This window comes from Planococcus notacanthi (assembly GCF_030407825.1).
Classification (GTDB): Bacteria; Bacillota; Bacilli; order Bacillales_A; family Planococcaceae; genus Planococcus; species Planococcus notacanthi.
This window is the reverse complement of the sequence record NZ_JASDCQ010000001.1, coordinates 406,278-423,742: the sequence shown is the minus strand read 5'-3', so window position 1 is coordinate 423,742 and position 17,465 is coordinate 406,278. Positions and strand designations below refer to the sequence as shown.

Annotated in this window: 20 protein-coding genes; 7 read left to right on the top strand and 13 right to left on the bottom strand. The window is 44.3% G+C overall.

Annotated features, from left to right (window positions below; translation table 11 throughout):
• Positions 1–166: 166 nt before the first annotated feature.
• From QMA01_RS01920 to QMA01_RS01910, 3 genes are read left to right on the top strand one after another with little or no spacing between them, the layout of a single operon-like run.
• Positions 167–673 (top strand): peptidyl-prolyl cis-trans isomerase, encoded by a 507-nt coding sequence (locus QMA01_RS01920; protein WP_191713959.1) that lies wholly within the window; start codon positions 167–169, stop codon positions 671–673.
• Positions 674–685: 12 nt separating this feature from the next.
• The gene (locus tag QMA01_RS01915; protein ID WP_146556486.1) at positions 686–889 is read left to right on the top strand and encodes a YlaI family protein; all 204 of its coding nucleotides are present in this window, start codon (positions 686–688) and stop codon (positions 887–889) included.
• A complete protein-coding gene (locus QMA01_RS01910) occupies positions 889–1,338 on the top strand; it encodes a hypothetical protein (RefSeq protein WP_191713958.1) in 450 nt (149 codons plus the stop codon). Before QMA01_RS01915 ends, QMA01_RS01910 begins: the two co-directional genes overlap by 1 nt.
• On the opposite strand, the gene QMA01_RS01905 is transcribed toward QMA01_RS01910, so the two are convergent.
• Both QMA01_RS01905 and typA read right to left on the bottom strand, forming a co-directional pair.
• Positions 1,332–1,661, bottom strand: coding sequence for a YlaH-like family protein (locus QMA01_RS01905; RefSeq protein ID WP_191713957.1), 330 nt, complete (start codon positions 1,659–1,661; stop codon positions 1,332–1,334). The two genes, QMA01_RS01910 and QMA01_RS01905, sit on opposite strands and share 7 nt — an antisense overlap.
• Positions 1,662–1,685: 24 nt before the next feature.
• A complete protein-coding gene (gene typA, locus QMA01_RS01900) occupies positions 1,686–3,533 on the bottom strand; it encodes a translational GTPase TypA (RefSeq protein ID WP_290184527.1) in 1,848 nt (615 codons plus the stop codon).
• Between the two features lie 111 nt (positions 3,534–3,644).
• Between typA and QMA01_RS01895 the strand changes: the two genes are divergently transcribed.
• Positions 3,645–3,842, top strand: a complete 198-nt coding sequence (locus QMA01_RS01895) for a YlaF family protein (RefSeq protein ID WP_301610274.1) — start codon at positions 3,645–3,647, stop codon at positions 3,840–3,842.
• Positions 3,843–3,876: 34 nt separating this feature from the next.
• Here QMA01_RS01895 and QMA01_RS01890 read toward each other — a convergent pair whose 3' ends face one another.
• Positions 3,877–4,668 (bottom strand): inositol monophosphatase family protein, encoded by a 792-nt coding sequence (locus QMA01_RS01890; protein ID WP_290214195.1) that lies wholly within the window; start codon positions 4,666–4,668, stop codon positions 3,877–3,879.
• Between the two features lie 88 nt (positions 4,669–4,756).
• Entirely contained in the window at positions 4,757–4,951 is a 195-nt protein-coding gene (locus QMA01_RS01885) for a hypothetical protein (protein ID WP_191713954.1), read from the bottom strand.
• Between the two features lie 171 nt (positions 4,952–5,122).
• Between QMA01_RS01885 and QMA01_RS01880 the strand changes: the two genes are divergently transcribed.
• Entirely contained in the window at positions 5,123–5,764 is a 642-nt protein-coding gene (locus tag QMA01_RS01880) for a YktB family protein (RefSeq protein ID WP_191713953.1), read from the top strand.
• 23 nt (positions 5,765–5,787) lie between these two features.
• On the opposite strand, the gene QMA01_RS01875 is transcribed toward QMA01_RS01880, so the two are convergent.
• On the bottom strand, positions 5,788–6,066 hold the full coding sequence (locus tag QMA01_RS01875) for a UPF0223 family protein (protein ID WP_191713952.1): 279 nt from the start codon (positions 6,064–6,066) through the stop codon (positions 5,788–5,790).
• Positions 6,067–6,081: 15 nt separating this feature from the next.
• Positions 6,082–7,047, bottom strand: a complete 966-nt coding sequence (locus QMA01_RS01870; RefSeq protein ID WP_203339369.1) for an NAD(P)H-dependent flavin oxidoreductase — start codon at positions 7,045–7,047, stop codon at positions 6,082–6,084.
• Positions 7,048–7,184: 137 nt separating this feature from the next.
• Here QMA01_RS01870 and QMA01_RS01865 point away from each other — a divergent pair, with 137 nt between their 5' ends.
• Positions 7,185–8,654, top strand: coding sequence for an aminotransferase class I/II-fold pyridoxal phosphate-dependent enzyme (locus QMA01_RS01865; RefSeq protein ID WP_191713950.1), 1,470 nt, complete (start codon positions 7,185–7,187; stop codon positions 8,652–8,654).
• Between the two features lie 34 nt (positions 8,655–8,688).
• Here the strand turns inward: QMA01_RS01865 and QMA01_RS01860 are convergent, their stop codons facing one another.
• The 6 genes from QMA01_RS01860 to QMA01_RS01835 all read right to left on the bottom strand — a co-directional run bounded on the left by QMA01_RS01860 (position 8,689) and on the right by QMA01_RS01835 (position 15,455).
• Positions 8,689–9,531, bottom strand: a complete 843-nt coding sequence (locus tag QMA01_RS01860) for a polysaccharide deacetylase family protein (protein WP_290214194.1) — start codon at positions 9,529–9,531, stop codon at positions 8,689–8,691.
• Positions 9,532–9,618: 87 nt separating this feature from the next.
• Positions 9,619–11,028, bottom strand: coding sequence for a dihydrolipoyl dehydrogenase (gene lpdA, locus QMA01_RS01855; RefSeq protein WP_203339367.1), 1,410 nt, complete (start codon positions 11,026–11,028; stop codon positions 9,619–9,621).
• Positions 11,029–11,033: 5 nt separating this feature from the next.
• Positions 11,034–12,437, bottom strand: coding sequence for a dihydrolipoamide acetyltransferase family protein (locus QMA01_RS01850; RefSeq protein ID WP_290214193.1), 1,404 nt, complete (start codon positions 12,435–12,437; stop codon positions 11,034–11,036).
• A 27-nt stretch (positions 12,438–12,464) separates the two neighbouring features.
• Positions 12,465–13,442, bottom strand: coding sequence for an alpha-ketoacid dehydrogenase subunit beta (locus tag QMA01_RS01845; RefSeq protein WP_191713946.1), 978 nt, complete (start codon positions 13,440–13,442; stop codon positions 12,465–12,467).
• 3 nt (positions 13,443–13,445) lie between these two features.
• The gene (gene pdhA, locus QMA01_RS01840) at positions 13,446–14,558 is read right to left on the bottom strand and encodes a pyruvate dehydrogenase (acetyl-transferring) E1 component subunit alpha (protein WP_191713945.1); all 1,113 of its coding nucleotides are present in this window, start codon (positions 14,556–14,558) and stop codon (positions 13,446–13,448) included.
• A 252-nt stretch (positions 14,559–14,810) separates the two neighbouring features.
• Positions 14,811–15,455, bottom strand: coding sequence for a YkyA family protein (locus QMA01_RS01835; protein WP_290214192.1), 645 nt, complete (start codon positions 15,453–15,455; stop codon positions 14,811–14,813).
• A 145-nt stretch (positions 15,456–15,600) separates the two neighbouring features.
• Here QMA01_RS01835 and def point away from each other — a divergent pair, with 145 nt between their 5' ends.
• Positions 15,601–16,167 (top strand): peptide deformylase, encoded by a 567-nt coding sequence (def, locus tag QMA01_RS01830; protein ID WP_191713943.1) that lies wholly within the window; start codon positions 15,601–15,603, stop codon positions 16,165–16,167.
• 243 nt (positions 16,168–16,410) lie between these two features.
• On the opposite strand, the gene QMA01_RS01825 is transcribed toward def, so the two are convergent.
• Positions 16,411–17,181, bottom strand: coding sequence for a Cof-type HAD-IIB family hydrolase (locus QMA01_RS01825; protein WP_290214191.1), 771 nt, complete (start codon positions 17,179–17,181; stop codon positions 16,411–16,413).
• Positions 17,182–17,465: the final 284 nt, after the last annotated feature.

Sequence of the window (17,465 nt, the reverse complement as noted above, 5' to 3'; positions counted from 1 at the left end):
GGACTCCCCCATTTTATGAGTTTTCTTCTCTATTTTCCTGTTTAAAGTGTATCTTTTAAGGAGGGAAAATGCAAGCCTCTATAAAGAAAGAGATGAATCCCTTTGGCAACTTGACACAAAAAGGTATACTGTTAAGAGAATGAATATTTTAATGGAGGGTTTACCCATGGAATTTATCGTACCTTTTAAAGGTGAAGTGAAGTTCAAACTAGTATTAGATCCCACTGTCTGGATTTTTGATGACCGTAAATTGAATCTGGAGACGTATTTCCAGGAAGAGCGGATAGAGAAAGACGAACTTGAAGAGTATAAACGCGGAATGGGCGAGCATTGGTCCCGTGAAATCATGGAAGGCAATACCGTTCCGCCTACCTTGAATTCAGAAAAAACGTATAAGAGCAAAGAAAAGAAAGAGATGCTGACAGGTACGTTCGGTATCGCATTCAAGCCATTCCTATTAAATGCAGAACCATTTGAACACACTAAGCGCGTTGTTTTCGAAACGGCGAATGGAGAGTTCGAATTCCCGATTGAACATGCCCAACAGCTGATTTTCAAATTCAGTGAAAAAGGACAGCCTCTAAGAGAAAATGGCCCTGTCCATGTGTTGCTTCCGGATGGCTCCAATCAGGATAATCCGATTACCGATATCCAAGCCATCCGATTCGAATAGGAGTGATAGACCATGCGTGTCCAATGCGTAATCTGCGATAAAATTGAAGAATTAGTGGATGATACCTTACAGGCCAAGCGCTTGCGCAACCGGCCCATCCACACTCATATGTGCAATGAATGCCATGACCGGATCACCGAAAGGACCAAAGAACGCCTGGCGACCGGTTCCTTCCGTTTTTACCGCAGCTCCCGCAGTATTGAGGATGACTTCTGATGAAGCTCTTAAAAGGTCTCTGGATCGGTTTTTGGAGCGGGTTGATATTGGGGCTTCTGCTGAAATGGATTCAATCTGTCACTGGCGAACAAGTATATACCCTGTTGCTGAATGTCGATTTTATCCCGTTGATCGGCGATGTGCAATGGTCTGAGATAACCGAATTCATTTTCCACTTGCTCATTTCACTTATCATTGGCGTTGTTTATGTCTATTTGGCCAAAAGACGCAAGTATCCATTCGGCCAACTAGTGCTGATCAGCCTGTTCCTGTCCGTGCCTTTTCCGTTTCTCTATTTCTTGTTATCCTGGCTGGCAGTCGAAGCTGATGTGCCTGCAGCCACTGATTGGGGAGCGTTTCTTTATTGGCTATTCGGACATCTTACTTATGCTTTATTATTGCCGATCCTTTACAAAACCTTTGAACGCAAAAACGCTGTATCTCAATGAGATACAGCGTTTTCGCGTTTTTCGCGCCATAGGCGGATTTTATAAAGGATCAGAATAAGCGCCGCAATGACTAGCCCCTCCACAATCGGCAGGAAGAAGGCTAAGAAAGTTAGCCCCAATCCTCCGACCGCAAGAAACAGGCCGATTACTACGTTTTTCCCAATTGATAGCTTTTTAGCAAACCCCAATTTATAAACAAATGCCGAAAGCAGGAAGATGACTGCAAAAAGTGCATATCCTGCAGCTTCGAAACTTGGCATACTTTGGTATAGAATTCGGGCTACCGGATACATATTGTCATAGACAAAAGCTTGATCGTCCACGGATTATACATCCTTCCATTCCACTTATTCTTCGATGGCAACTTTTTTCTTCTTAGCCATACGCTCACGTTCAGCTTTATCAAGAATTTTTTTGCGCAAACGAATCGTTTGTGGTGTAATTTCACATAACTCATCATCATTCAAGTATTCAAGTGCTTCTTCAAGACTCATCAAACGTGCTTTTTTCATCGTAGTCGTTTGGTCTTTGTTGGCTGAGCGGATGTTCGTTGCAGCTTTGATTTTTACAATGTTCACTGTCAAGTCACTATCACGGTTATGTTCTCCAACGATCATGCCTTCATAGATTTCAGCACCGACTTCAACAAATGCAGTACCGCGGTCTTCGATGCCCATCAAGCCGTAAGTCGAAACTTTACCGCGCTCCATAGATACCAATACACCTTGGCGACGTCCACCAACACGGCCAGAAGCAACTGGCTGGTAGCTGTCGAATGTATGGTTGATGATTCCGTATCCGCGAGTCTGTGTAAGGAATTCAGTTGTGTAACCGATCAATCCACGAGCCGGTACGTTAAACACCAAACGGACTTGTCCGCTTCCGTTATTGACCATATCCAGCATTTCGCCTTTACGTTCGCCTAATGATTCAATGATTGCGCCTGTATATTCTTCAGGAACATCCACTTGAACGCGTTCAACAGGTTCGCAGCGAACTCCGTCTACCATGCGGACGATAACTTCTGGTTTTGAAACTTGAAGTTCAAATCCTTCACGGCGCATGTTTTCGATCAAGATCGACAAATGCAGCTCTCCGCGTCCAGATACAATCCATGCATCCGGTGAATCTGTAGGTTCTACACGCAATGATACATCAGTCTGCAATTGTGCATCCAAACGTTCCTGGATTTTTCTTGACGTAATCCACTTACCTTCTTTACCTGCAAACGGGCTGTTGTTTACTAGGAAAGTCATTTGCAAAGTAGGCTCGTCGATGCGCAGGATCGGCAATGCTTCTTGATGATCCTGTGGACAAACTGTTTCCCCAACGTTGATGTCTTCCATACCAGAAATGGCAATCAAATCTCCAGCTTCCGCTTTTTCGATTTCCACCCGTTTAAGGCCCATGAAACCGTGCATTTTCGTCACACGGAAGTTTTTGAATGACCCGTCAAGTTTCATTAAAGAAACCGATTGGCCAACTTCGATTGTTCCGCGGAATACGCGGCCGATTCCGATACGTCCAACATAATCGCTGTAATCAAGAAGAGCTACCTGGAATTGAAGTGGCTCATCTCTGTTATCGATTGGCGCTGGGACGTGTTCCAGGATCGCATCATAAATGACCTGCATGTTTTCTTCCTGATCAGCAGGATCTGAAGAAAGACTTGCTGTGCCGTTCATGCCTGATGCAAAGATAACCGGGAATTCCAATTGATCGTCATTCGCTTCAAGTTCAATGAACAATTCGATGACTTCGTCAACCACTTCTTCAGGACGTGCAAAGTCACGGTCAATTTTGTTTACAACAACGATTGGCTTCAAGTTTTGTTCCAATGCTTTTTTCAGAACGAAGCGTGTCTGTGGCATACAGCCTTCGTACGCGTCTACTACTAATAGAACACCATCAACCATTTTCATGATACGTTCAACTTCTCCGCCGAAATCAGCGTGTCCAGGAGTATCCAAAATGTTGATTTTAGAATCTTTGTATTGGATTGCAGTATTTTTCGCAAGAATCGTAATTCCGCGTTCTCTTTCGATATCGCCAGAATCCATCGCACGTTCTTCAACGTGTTCGTTTGAACGGAAAGTTCCGGATTGTTGTAGAAGTTGATCCACTAGAGTTGTTTTACCATGGTCAACGTGGGCAATAATAGCAATGTTTCTTAGGTCGTTACGTAATTTAGTCATAATTTCACTCCAATATTCTTTTTTCATGCCTATAACTGTGCTAGTATAGCACATATAGGTGTAAAACCCTAAGATTTTATTTCAGGCTATATGCTACAGGAGGAAAATCGCTTGATTGGCTTATTGAAAAACGTAAAATGGATATTTGTCTTTTATTCTATTGCAGCATTACTGGCGATGGCAGGAATCGGCTTAGCTGTAGGCCTGCGCAGCGTTTTGGGTATTTTCGCAGCAATTTTGGTGCTTTGCCTGATTATGGGCATGGGCTTTAAGAAAAAGAAAGAGATGCGGGAAGCCGGATTACTGTAATTATAAAAAAAGATGCGGAATTCCGCATCTTTTTTTACTTGAGTCGGATGTATTTTTTCAACAGCTCCTGATGGATGGCTGGATTAGCTGCAATAAATGTATCTTGCTTCAATAGATTTGCAGGTTCCCCTTTAAAGTTCGTCGTTACCGCCCCAACTTCCTGGGCTATGACCATGCCACCGGCGATGTCCCACGGCGATAGCCTCATCGAGATATAAGCATCAACCCGTCCGCTTGCCAAATAAGCAAGCTCTAGAGCCGCGGAGCCATAAGAACGCATGCCTCGTACGTCACGGATCAATTGAAGAGTTCCTTCATGGTCAAGATAACGGTTCGGCACTGCCCATGTTGCATTCATAGCAACAATCGATTCAGCAATCACCGTCTCCATAAGCGGCCGCATCTGTTCATCATTATAATAGGCTCCTCTTCCTTTAACTCCGTGGTATAAATCATCATTGACAACATCATAGATATAACCTAATTGGCCAACTCCATCTTTGAAGATTCCCAACGAAATAGCAAAGTTGCGTTTTTGATGAACAAAATTCATTGTGCCGTCAATCGGATCTAACATCCAAATGACCCCTTCCGAAGTTTGGATATCGTCTCCAAATCCTTCTTCCCCAAAAATTCGGTGGCCCGGAAAATCACGCCGGATGCGGCCGATGAAAAATTGTTCAATTTCTTTATCGATATTCGTCACCAAATCATTGGCATTCGATTTTGATTCAATGGTGATATCCGTTAAGAAAGAATTGCAGATGCGATGCCCCGCCTCTTTGATCAATGACTTTATGTACAAATCCATTGCATGCAAATCCATATGTGTATCCCCTTTCCTCTTTGTTTCAGTATAACGAAAAAGGCATCTGCTGTCTTACTTCAGCAGATGCCTTTAATGTATAGACGTATTAGAGCGCATGAAGGGCCTCCAGTTCCACGTGAATCTCTTGAAGCCGCTGCTTGCTTTTCGACATTTGTTGATCGTCTTTTTGCTGCATCGCATCGTATAAAGAAGCAAGTTCATAATCAAGTTCCAGTTTCAGCACATGTACGTATTCCTTCTCTACATCCGCTTTGCGGATTATCTGAATCATCTGTTTCATAATGAGCACCCCTTTCTCATCATACTCCGAAAATTCTGACTAATCTTGTTACAATTATTATAATACCACTTTCTTCTAATGAAATCCATTGGCAGAAACGTATTTATATTCTTTTTTCCCAAACTTCGTTAAAATGAAACCTGATTACCTAATTTTAAGGAGGATATTTACTTGACGTCTTATTGGAATGAGCAAGATTTCGATGTTTTCACTACTCCTGGCCTGGATGCCAGGATGTCTGCATTAACTGAATATGTCCGTCCGAAGTTCGAGGAACTAGGAACTGAATTTTCTTCTTTCTTCTCTGGAAAAACAGGAAATGAGTTTTTCCCGCACGTGGCAAAGCATATGAGAAGAACCGTAAATCCGCCAAATGACAGCTGGGTTGCGTTCGCTCCTTATAAAAGAGGCTACAAAGCGGTCCCGCATTTCCAGATCGGCATGTGGGAAAGCCATGTGTTCGTCATTCTGGCGGTCATCTATGAAGCGCCCAATAAAGCGATCATGGCTGAAAACCTATTGCATTCTGATGCCCTTGCACAGCTATCGGATGACTTTGTAGCCTCTGGCGACCATATGAAACCCCAATCCGATGCGCTGATCGAATTAGGTGAAGAAGGCATTGAGAAATTACTGACCCGACTTCGCGATGTCAAAAAAGGCGAATTTGTGATTGGCCGCCATTTAACTCGAAAACAGGCGGATTCCATGAACAAACAGCAGTTTTTCCAATTTGCCGAAGAAACTTTCGAGGCATTGCTTCCGGTTTACAATACCCTGCTACAAAAATCAAAAGAACCTGTCAGCCGTTAAAGCTGAAGGTTCTTTTTTTCATTTTATTTCGTTTTAATTTTGATGACTCCATCGCCGCTTCCTGCTTTCATCTCCTTGATGACAGGGAAACTGGCATAGCCGCTTTCTTCTTCAAATTCACGGAAGTATGTCTTTTCTTCCGAAATCGCAGGAACCACCTGCTTGAATTTGCGGTAACGCGTCAGCAGCTCCTGCCTGTTGATGCCTTTTTCATAAGCCATTTCGATTCCTTCAAAAAAGCTAACGACATCAATGATTTCTTCGGTTGACCATTCAATTGAAAATGGATAGGAATAATCCATAGTTAATCCCTCTTTTCATTCAGTGATTGACCATTTCTTTCGTATTTCTCCAGCTTGTTTGACCATGCCATCAATCAATTCCCGGACTGACGGAACATCTTTGATCAGGCCTGTAACTTGCCCTGCCCAGCCAAAGCCCTGGTCCTTTTCCCCATTATAAATGAAGCGTTTATTGGCTTCACCGCTAATGAATTCTTTTAAGGCTTCGTAGCTTGGCGTCTGTTGTTCGATTTCAAGGATTTTGTCGGTCCAGCTGTTGCGCAGTGTTCTGGCAGGAGCTCCAATGCTGCGTTTAATGATGACCGTATCGTTCTCGGAGCTATTAATCAATTGTTCCTTATAGGCTGCTGAAGCATGGACACATTCTTTAGTGGCAATAAAGCGCGTGCCCATTTCTATGCCTTCTGCCCCTAAGGCATGAGCAGCCATCCAACCGCGGCCGTCCCCGATCCCGCCTGAGGCGATGACCGGTATATCCACCGCATCGACCACTTGAGGAATCAATACCATCGTACCGATATCGTCTCGTCCCAAATGTCCGCCGCCTTCATGGCCGACAACCATTACAGCGTCAGCTCCCAGGCTTTCCGCTTTTTCAGCTTGTCTTGTGGCAGCGACGAGAACCAGCTTCTTGATATCCGTCCCTTTCAGCTGTTCAAAAATCGGTGTTGGATTGCCGCCTGTCATGGAGACGACTGGTACATTTTCTTCGATTGCCACATCCAGCATATGAGAAAATGCACGGCCGTGTTCGCCAATTGCAAAATTAACACCGAATGGCTTGTCCGTCAATTCCCTGACTTTCCTGATTTCTTCCCGCAATTGTTCAGGTGTAGAAAGGCTCATTGCTGTAATTTGCCCAAGGCCTCCTGCATTTGAAACTGCAGCTGCCAGTTCTGCATAAGCCAGATAAGCTAATCCTCCTTGTATAATGGGGTACTGAATGCCCAATAGTTCTGTCACCCTTGTTTTGAATTCCATGGACTCACTCCTTTTCCCTTGCTTATTTTGTATTCGCTGCCACACGAGGAAATCCTTTTATTTTTATAGTATAGCAACTTGCATCATGCTATAATTCTCCTTGTTTTCATTTTATATATAGTGAGGTGGGCTTATCATTGTCTCAATTAGAAACTCCGTTATTTGATGCGCTGTTAAAGCATCGAAACCGGCACCCGATCCAATTTCACATTCCAGGCCATAAAAAAGGCCAGGGCGTCGATCCCGCATTCCGGGAATTTGTCGGCGACAATATTTTATCGATCGACTTGATCAATATCGCCCCTTTGGACGATTTACATTCACCAAAAGGCGCCATTAAAGACGCGCAGGAATTAGCTGCAAAAGCCTTTGGCGCAGACCATACATTCTTTTCCGTACAAGGAACAAGCGGTGCCATCATGACCATGATCTTAAGTGTGGTCGGCCCCAACGACAAGATTCTTGTGCCAAGGAACGTCCATAAATCCATTATGTCCGCTATCGTATTTGCTGGCGCCATCCCGATCTTCATTCATCCCGAAGTCGATCCGGAGCTCGGAATCTCCCACGGAATTTCTGCAGAAGCGGTGGAGAAAGCGATTCTTGAATATCCGGACGCCAAAGCCGTGTTGGTCATCAACCCGACTTATTTCGGTGTAGCCGCTGATTTAAAACGCATTGTCGACATCGCGCATGGCCATGACATCCCAGTCCTGGTCGATGAAGCGCATGGCGTCCATATCCATTTCCATAAATCATTGCCTGTTTCTGCTATGGCTGCAGGCGCAGATATGGCGGCAACGTCTGTCCATAAACTTGGCGGGTCCATGACGCAAAGTTCCGTATTAAATGTCAAAGAAGGGCTGGTATCACCCAAACGTGTCCAGTCCACTCTGTCCATGCTGACGACAACTTCGACTTCCTATCCGATTTTGGCGTCTCTTGATACGGCACGCCGTCAGCTTGCCATTCATGGCTATGACCTGATTGATCAGGCAATCAGACTTGCACAGGATGCACGCAAGCGCATCAATAAAATTCCGCACTTGCATTGCGTAGGCAAAGAAGTGCTGAATTCTTCCGCAACTTTTGATATGGATCCGACCAAATTATTGATCAGCGTCAAAAATCTTGGCATCACGGGGCATCAGGCTGAAGAATGGCTAAGAGAAAACGCCAATATCGAAATTGAACTTTCCGATCTTTATAACATCCTATGCCTGGTGACTATCGGCGACACGCGGAAAGAATTGAATCTGCTGATCAACGCTTTGCAGCGCATGAGCGAGTCTTTAGACAGCGATGCTGCCATTGTTGAACCGGTTGTGCTGCTTCCGGATATTCCCCGGCTTGCCATGACGCCGCGCGATGCTTTCTACGCTACGACGGAAGTCATATCAATCAATGAAGCAGTCGGACGCATTTCCGCAGAATTCATCATGGTTTATCCACCGGGCATTCCTATTTTCATCCCCGGAGAAATCATTACGGAAGAAAATATCAACTACATCCATATGAATGTCGCAGCCGGGTTGCCTGTCCAAGGTCCGGAAGACGACACATTGCAAATGCTGCGCGTAATAAAAGAGCAGCAGGCTATCAGATAAAAAAGATCCAAGAGCAGGACGCTCTTGGATCTTTTTATATGCCTTCTATGTCTTCAGGATCTACAAAGCCGTATCCTTTGTCCTTCAGGCCTTGAATGATCCCTGGAAGGGCCTCAGACGTCCATTCCCGGTCATGCATCAATAGGTTGGCGCCATTGTTTAAGAACTCGCTGTTGACCATGATATCCGTCAAAGATTGAGCATCCCGGTATTGCTGCTCCCAATCATAGCCATAGGTCCAATTCATGAGGACCATTCCTTCCTGCTCGACCAGCTGTTTGCTGAAGTCGGTGTTTGCCCCGTGCGGCGCCCGGAAAAATTTTGGCTTTTCTCCAATGATGTCTTCCACCGTTTTGTTCAATAGGAGGATTTCTTCTTCCTGTTGCTGCTCTGACAAATCCCTTAAATTGGGGTGGCTATTGGTATGGTTGCCGATGGCAAAGCCCATGTCATGAAGTTGCTTTAACTGTTGTTTTTCTTCATCGGTATCCAAAAAATGGCCATTGACGAAAAAGATTGCTGGAATGCCTTGCTTTTTCAACAGCTCTGCCATTTCCAACGCGTGTTTGTCCGGAGCATCATCGATGGTTACCAGTACAACTTTTTCATCGGCTGCTGCTATGGGCTGTACAGACCAGTTCGCCGGATTGATGCGGTACTGGGGCTCATCAGCAACTTTTTGTTCTTCTTTCTCTTCTTCATTCACTTGCTGTTCTTTCGATTCAGTTGTTTTTTCAACTTTCTCGGTCTCTTCTTTTTCATTTTCCGCTTCTTCTGCAGACGGATTTTTTTCTTCAGGTGGAGCACCCTGTTCTTCTCCGCAACCTGCCAACACGAGCAAGGACACTGCAAGAACAGGCCATTTTTTATGTATCAAACTAAACACCCCTTTACTAAACAAATCTTACCACGCCTCATCCATTGTTTCCAAAAAAAAGAAGCCGCATAAGCGGCTCCCTGTTTCTTACTTGATGATGTGAATTGGTGTTCCAAGAGCTACTTCCGCAGCTTCCATTGTGATTTCCGCAAGTGTTGGATGAGCATGGATTGTCATTGCAATATCTTCTACTGTCATTCCAGCTTCGATGGCAAGACCAAGCTCAGCGATCATATCTGATGCGCCAGCTCCGACAATTTGAGCACCTAACAGCAAGCCGTCAGATTTACGTGAAACAAGTTTCACAAATCCTTCAGTTGCATTTAATGAAAGAGCACGGCCGTTTGCAGCGAATGGGAATTTCGCAGCCGCAGCTTCGAATCCTTCTTCTTTCGCCTGTTCTTCAGACAAACCTACGCTTGCAAGTTCCGGATCTGTAAAGCAGACCGCCGGAATAGCCATATAATCAACTTCAGACTTCTCGCCTGCAATTGCTTCTGCAGCAACTTTACCTTCATATGAAGCTTTATGCGCCAATTGAAGACCAGCTACCACATCACCGATTGCATAGATGTTGGAAATGTTTGTACGGCATTGCTTGTCGACTTCGATCAAGCCGCGGTCAGACATGTTCAGGTTCAACTCTTCTAGACCCATTTCGTCTGTGTTTGGACGACGGCCTACAGTGACAAGAACGTAATCCGCTTCAACGGTTTTTTCTTCTCCGCCTGCCTCATATGTTACTTTAACGCCTGAATCAGTTTCTTCTACACCTTTGGCAGATGCTTTAGTGATGACTTCAACGCCTTTTTTCTTCAATCCTTTTTTGACGATAGCTGTCATTTGCTTTTCAAATCCAGCAAGGATATCCGGTGCGCCTTCAAGGATTGTTACTTCAGAACCCATGTTTGAGAATGCAGTACCAAGCTCTGTACCGATATAGCCGCCGCCGATAACGACGAGTTTTTTAGGAAGCTCAGTTAATGCCAAAGCTCCTGTTGAATTAATTACACGTTTTGTAAATTTAAAAGTCGGGATTTCCACAGGACGTGATCCGGTAGCAATAATCGCGTTTTTGAATTTATACGTTTGTGCTGAATTTTCATCCATAACACGTACTGTATTTTCATCAACGAAATAAGCTTCGCCGCGCAGGATTTCAACTTTGTTGCCTTTAAGAAGCGATTCAACGCCGCCAGTCAATTTCTTAACGACGCCATCTTTGAACGCTTGCGCTTTTTCAAAGTTGAGTGAAACTTCTTTGGCTACAATACCCATATCTTCTGAGTGTTGAGCTTCTTCAAAACGGTGTCCAACTGAGATCATTGCTTTTGAAGGGATACAGCCGACATTCAAACAAACGCCGCCAATATATTCTTTTTCAACGATTGTTACTTTTTGGCCAGTTTGTGCTGCGCGAATAGCCGCCACATAACCGCCAGGGCCTGAGCCGATGACGAGCGTGTCTGTTTCAATTGGAAAATCTCCTACTACCATAAGTTTTACGCCTCCATTAATAATAATTCAGGTTGACTTAATAAACGTTTAATATGATTTAATGCGTGTTGCGCTGTTGCACCATCGATCATTCGGTGATCGAAGCTCAATGACAATGCTAACACAGGTGCTGCTACAATTTCACCATTTTTAATTACAGGTTTTTCTGCAATGCGGCCAATTCCGAGAATTGCCACTTCAGGATGGTTAATGACTGGAGTGAACCATTGCCCACCAGCAGAGCCAATATTGGTGATCGAGCATGAAGCGCCTTTCATTTCAGCAGCAGTTAATTTACCATCACGCGCTTTTGTCGCCAACCCGTTGATTTCATCAGAAATCGCAAATATGGATTTGCGGTCTGCGTTTTTGATGACTGGAACCATCAAGCCTTTTTCCGTATCAGCAGCAATGCCGATATTGAAATAATGCTTTTGGATAACTTCGCTTGTTTCATCATCAAACGATGTGTTCAATGCTGGGAATTCACGCAATGTGCTGACCAACGCTTTTACCACGTAAGGCAAGTAAGTCAGTTTGATTTCTTTTTCTGCTGCAATGTCCTTGAATTTTTTGCGGTGTGCTACCAATTCAGTGACATCCACTTCATCCATCAACGTTACATGAGGAGCAGTATGTTTCGAGTGGACCATCGCTTTGGCGATCGCCTTACGTATACCAGACATCTTCTCACGCGTTTCCGGGAACTCCCCTTCAGGAGCTGCTGCTGCTTTAGGTGCTGCTGCCACTTTGTCAGTGCTTTCTGCTGCCGCTTCCTGCGTTGTTTCTTGTGGCGCTTCAGAAGCTGCTGGCGCAGCTGCTTTCTGGTCACCATTCATGAAGGCTTCTACATCTTCTCTTAGAATGCGGCCATTATTGCCGGATCCGGTGACTTGTTTAATGTCAACATCGTTGTCGCGTGCAAATTTGCGGACAGACGGCATGGAAATGACACGCGCATTCGGATATGCTTCTTCTGTAGAGTCAGCTTGCGGCTGAGCTCCTGCGCCAGTCTGTTCTTTCGGCTCTTCTTCTTTGGCAGGAGCCTTATCGACTTCCTGGCCTGATTCAGCAGTGCCGGACTGGACTTGTTCTTCTGTTTCTTCTTTCACTTCAGGAGCAGCTTCTTCTTTATCGCCGTGGTCTCCTTTAAAGTTCATTTCTTCAGCGTCAGGCGCGTCAATACGGACCAAGATATCGCCAACTACTGCAACCGTTCCCTCTTCAACCAATACTTCTTCAACTGTTCCTGAAACCGGTGAGGGAATCTCGACAACGGCCTTGTCATTTTGCACTTCAACAAGAATATCGTCTTCTTCAATTGTATCTCCTGCTTTTACAAACCATTTTACGATTTCACCTTCATGGATACCTTCACCGATATCCGGCAAACGAAATTCAAAAGCCATCTATATCACCCTTTCGGTTCTGTCTAATTAGAAAGTAAGTACTTTCTTCGCTGTCTCTACTATATCCTTCGAGTTCGGAAGCCAAACTTGTTCTGCTTGTGAGAATGGGAATACAGAGTCCGGCGCAGTAACACGAAGAACTGGTGCTTCCAGGCTTAAAATAGCGCGGTCCGTGATTTCAGCCACGACACTCGCTGCGATTCCAGCTTGTTTTTGCGCTTCTTGGACGACCATAGCTCGTCCAGTTTTTTCTACTGAAGCAATGATTGTTTCAATATCAAGCGGCTGGATGGTACGAAGATCGACCACTTCAACCGAATAATTTTCTTTTTCAAGCTCTTCTGCCGCTTTGATGCTTTCCTGCACCATTGCGCCATAAGCGATGATCGTCAAATCTTTGCCTTCACGTTTCACTTCAGCTTTGCCAAGTGGAATCGTGTATTCTTCTTCCGGCACTTCCTGGCGGAATGAACGGTATAGCTTCATATGCTCAAGGAAAATGACAGGATCGTTATCGCGGATTGCTGAGATCAACAAACCTTTTGCATCGTAAGGTGTAGAAGGGATGACCACTTTCAAACCAGGCTGAGCCGCCATTAACCCTTCCAACGAATCAGCGTGCATTTCAGGTGTGTGAACACCGCCGCCGAATGGAGAACGGATGGTTACAGGAGAATTCAAGCTGCCGCCGCTGCGGAAACGCATACGCGCCATTTGTCCACTGATGGAATCCATTACTTCAAAAACAAATCCGAAAAACTGGATTTCCGGTACTGGACGGTATCCTTGCAATGCTAAACCGATTGCTAGACCACCAATCCCTGACTCAGCTAAAGGCGTGTCGAACACGCGATCTTCGCCAAATTCTTTTTGCAAACCTTCTGTTGCGCGGAAAACACCGCCGTTATTTCCTACGTCTTCACCGAAAACAAGAACGTTTTCATCGTTCTTCATCTCTGTTTTCAGAGCGTCGGTAATCGCTTGGATCATCGTTAATTGTGCCATGGCTTACTTCGACTCCTTTGCTTTATAAATATCCAACTGTTCCTGAACATTAAACGGCACGTCTTCGTACATGATCTCTAATAGATCGGATACTTTTTGTTTCGGAGCGCCGTCAGCTTTTTTGATTGCTGCTTTGATTTCTTCTTTAGCTTTTTCAATTACTTCGTTTTCTTTTGCTTCATTCCAGATGCCTTTTGCTTCCAGGTATTTACGGAAACGGACAAGTGGATCTTTCTTTTCCCATTCGCTGTCGATATCTGAAGTACGGTATCGGGTCGGATCGTCACCAGCCATTGTGTGCGGTCCGTAACGGTAGCAAAGTGTCTCAATCAATGTAGGTCCGTCGCCTTTAACTGCACGTTCACGAGCGTCACGTGTTACCGCGTACACCGCTAACGGATCCATACCGTCTACAAGGACGCCTGGAATTCCGGCTGCAACCGCTTTTTGTGCAATGGTTTTCGCTGAAGTCTGAAGTTCGCGAGGCGTAGAAATCGCATACTGGTTATTTTGAACAATGAAAATAGCCGGTGCGCGGAATGCGCCTGCAAAGTTGATTCCTTCATAGAAGTCACCTTGTGAAGAACCGCCGTCTCCTGTATAAGTAACCGCCACTGCTTCTTTCTTGCGTTTTTGCATGCCAAGTGCCACTCCGGCTGCCTGGATGATTTGCGCACCGATAATGATTTGCGGAGGCAAAATATTCAAACCTTCAGCCATTTGGTTCCCCATGAAATGTCCACGAGAGAAAAGGAATGCCTGGTGCAACGGCCAACCGTGCCAGATCAATTGCGGAACATCACGATAGCCCGGCAAAATGAAATCTTCTTTTGACAAAGCAAAATGCGAAGCCAATTGAGAAGCTTCCTGCCCTGCTGTCGGAGCGTAGAATCCTAGACGGCCTTGGCGGTTCAACGAAATTGAACGCTGATCGAGAATACGTGTATAAACCATCCGGCTCATCAATTCCTGAAGGTCTTCATCCGATAATTTCGGGTCTGCCTCTTCGTTGATGATTTCGCCTTCTTCATTTAAAATCTGGACCATTTCAAACTTTTCTTCGATTGTGTTAAGCGTTTCCACTGGATCGAACTGCTGTGATTTTTTCGCAGCCATAAAAGCAACTCTCCTTTTTATCTGTATTAAAATAATTACATACAATTTATGATACAATTTCACATTCCACTTCAGTATACGTTACTCGAATAGCTCGGTCAATCATATAGAACCTAACATTTTTGCATAATAGTAATAATGAAATAATTTAGATATTTAAAACTGTATCAGTTGTTTTTTTCACCTGTATTATAATACAGAGAACAAATACACTATCTTTTATAGCACAGAAAAAGCGGCCGTAGGGGCCGCTTACTCTTCGTTTTCATTTAATTTTTCCATTGTGGCATCTTTCAACTCATTTACCTGTTGGGTTAACTCATTAAACGCTGTCACAGCATTTTGCACTTGCTCATTTTGTTTATTAACTTCTCCAGCTTTTTCTTGAAGCATCTGCAGATTATTTTCTTCATCCTTCAACATTTCATATAATTCTTTTTGAAGTCCGATCAGCCCCTCATACGCTTGCGTAAATTCATTATGAGCAGCAAAGCGCTCGTGCATTTTTGCTTTCAATGCTTCGAGGTCAGTTTTAACAGCTGCTTCTTCGGCATCTTCAATCACTCCATCAATCTCTGTGAAATTTTCTTTGGCTGCCTGCATCGATTCCTTTTCAGTTTGAAGGAAATCAAGGCGTTCATCTGCAGAATCAATTGCTGATTGAGCCTGTTTTTCAACATCTTCTTGCTGCTCCTGTGTTAACGCCATAATTTCTTCAAACAATTGCTGCTCTTTTTTCTCGCGTTTTTCCAGGTCATCCTGGACATCCCGATATTCTTCTTCGGCATCGAAAGTATCATTCAGGACTTGATCCAATTCTTCACGAGTTCCCGAACCTGAACAGCCAGCCACTAAAAGAAGAATGATGAAAGCACACAGTACCCCTAATTTCCTCATCCTTTTCACCCCTTATTTCCATGAATTAACTATAGTATGCCATTAAGTAAAATACAACACCGGCCAGCAGCTTTTTCTTTTTTCAAAACAGCCGCTTTACGTTATACTGATATGTATAGCAAGCCAATTGAAAGGATGAAATCACTTGATACGAATGAAAGACATTATACGTGAAGGTCATCCTACACTCAGAAAACGCTCAGAAGAAGTGAAATTCCCACTTTCTGAAGAAGACCGGAAACTGGGTGAAGACCTTCTGGAATATGTAGTAAACAGCCAAGACGATGAGCTGGCTGAAAAATACGACCTGCGCCCAGGCGTTGGAATCGCAGCACCGCAAGTAAATGAAGCGAAACGAATTTTTGCCCTGCATTTTGACGAAAGCTCTGGCGAAAACCTCAGCATGATTGCTGTTAACCCCAAAATCGTCAGCCATTCTGTAGAAAAAGCTTACTTAGCAGCTGGAGAAGGTTGCCTGTCTGTTGATCGTGCAATCCCCGGCTATGTGCCAAGATACGCCCGCGTCACTATCAAAGCCTTCAATTTGGATGGGGAAGAGTTCAAAATGCGCTTAAAAGGACTTCCTGCCATCGCATTCCAACATGAACTTGATCACTTGAACGGCGTCATGTTCTTTGACCATATCGACTCAAAAAACCCGTTCGCTGAAATTGAAAACGCCATCGCAATTGAAAGAGACTCGGCTGAGTAAGCCGAGTCTCTTTTTTGTCTGATTCTCTTTTTAGCTTTGGGCGCTTGCGCTTTTCTTATTGTCCAGACTCCAGCGCCCAGCTCCTTAGGTCATAAGCCAACCCAGCGCCGCGGCAAAATCGCCACTCTGCTGGTCTGTCTTATGCCCAGCAGAGGTCCGCAGGAGGCGGATCACGTAAGCGTTGCGACAGGAAGTCGCGCCTTTAGCTTACGTTCCTCAAACGGGCGCTTGCGCTTTTCTTTATCAAATCAACTTCAAATGCTTGAACGCTTTTGCCAATCCGTCATTGTCTACATGATCCGTTACATAAGAAGCACGTTTCTTTGTTTCTTCATGGCCATTTTCCATTGCTACACTGTATCCTGCAACATCCATCATCTGCAGATCATTCAACCCATCGCCGAATGCGATGGTTTCTTCTATAGAGTGTCCAGTAGCTTTAATCAAATGTTTGATACCACTGGCCTTGGTTCCTCCTTTTGGCGTAATATCGCATGATACCCGGTGCCAGCGGACAAAATCCACTTGTTTGAATGTGTCATGGTATTGCTGCTCTTCTTCTTCTTCACAAAATACCAAAGCTTGATAGACATCATTATTCAGGTAAAATTCTTTATCCACTTCAGGATGTGCCATTTTCAAGGTTTTGATGCTTTCGTCAATGTCCGGATGGAAGTCGATCGAAGACACCATTTTATTTTCATTCATAAATACCAGAGGATGGTCACGCTGATCCGCAAATTCAAAGATATCGTTCAGAACATCTGCATCAATTGCCTGCTTATGGATAGCCTCGCCTTTATGGGCTACGTACTGGCCGTTAAACGTAATATAAGTGTCGATATCCAGCTCTTTTAGGACATTAGTGATCATAAATGGGCCGCGCCCTGTTGCAATGGCTAAATCATGGCCGTTCAAACGCGCTTGCTGCAAGGCTTCTTTAGCAGAAGCCGGTAATTTTTTATGGGAATCCAATAAAGTCCCATCAATATCGAGCAATAATAATTTAGACATTTTCTCGTCTCCATTCCATGTGATTGGGCCCTTAAAATAAAGCCCGCATCCTTTACAATTGTCAGAAAACGCAGTATACTCGCCTTAAGGAGTGGTAAGCCATGTTGAAACGTTTGAAACGAAAACTTCTCAGACAGCTCAATGGCATCATGAACAAAAAGAAAATTGCATAAACGATTTAGCCCTTCTTTATAAATAAGGAGGGCTATTCTTTATTTTAGTACAACGACATGATAATATAAAGGAAGTGCATTTATTTGAGCGTGGAAAAAGGAGAGCAAACA

Coding starts and splice junctions, on each gene's coding strand:
- QMA01_RS01920 (WP_191713959.1), top strand. CDS start 167: ATGGAATTTATCGTACCTTTTAAAGGTGAAGTGAAGTTCAAACTAGTA.
- QMA01_RS01915 (WP_146556486.1), top strand. CDS start 686: ATGCGTGTCCAATGCGTAATCTGCGATAAAATTGAAGAATTAGTGGAT.
- QMA01_RS01910 (WP_191713958.1), top strand. CDS start 889: ATGAAGCTCTTAAAAGGTCTCTGGATCGGTTTTTGGAGCGGGTTGATA.
- typA (WP_290184527.1), bottom strand. CDS start 3,533: ATGACTAAATTACGTAACGACCTAAGAAACATTGCTATTATTGCCCAC.
- QMA01_RS01890 (WP_290214195.1), bottom strand. CDS start 4,668: ATGGATTTGCATGCAATGGATTTGTACATAAAGTCATTGATCAAAGAG.
- QMA01_RS01885 (WP_191713954.1), bottom strand. CDS start 4,951: ATGAAACAGATGATTCAGATAATCCGCAAAGCGGATGTAGAGAAGGAA.
- QMA01_RS01875 (WP_191713952.1), bottom strand. CDS start 6,066: ATGGATTATTCCTATCCATTTTCAATTGAATGGTCAACCGAAGAAATC.
- QMA01_RS01870 (WP_203339369.1), bottom strand. CDS start 7,047: ATGGAATTCAAAACAAGGGTGACAGAACTATTGGGCATTCAGTACCCC.
- lpdA (WP_203339367.1), bottom strand. CDS start 11,028: ATGGTAGTAGGAGATTTTCCAATTGAAACAGACACGCTCGTCATCGGC.
- QMA01_RS01850 (WP_290214193.1), bottom strand. CDS start 12,437: ATGGCTTTTGAATTTCGTTTGCCGGATATCGGTGAAGGTATCCATGAA.
- QMA01_RS01845 (WP_191713946.1), bottom strand. CDS start 13,442: ATGGCACAATTAACGATGATCCAAGCGATTACCGACGCTCTGAAAACA.
- pdhA (WP_191713945.1), bottom strand. CDS start 14,558: ATGGCTGCGAAAAAATCACAGCAGTTCGATCCAGTGGAAACGCTTAAC.
- QMA01_RS01835 (WP_290214192.1), bottom strand. CDS start 15,455: ATGAGGAAATTAGGGGTACTGTGTGCTTTCATCATTCTTCTTTTAGTG.
- QMA01_RS01825 (WP_290214191.1), bottom strand. CDS start 17,181: ATGTCTAAATTATTATTGCTCGATATTGATGGGACTTTATTGGATTCC.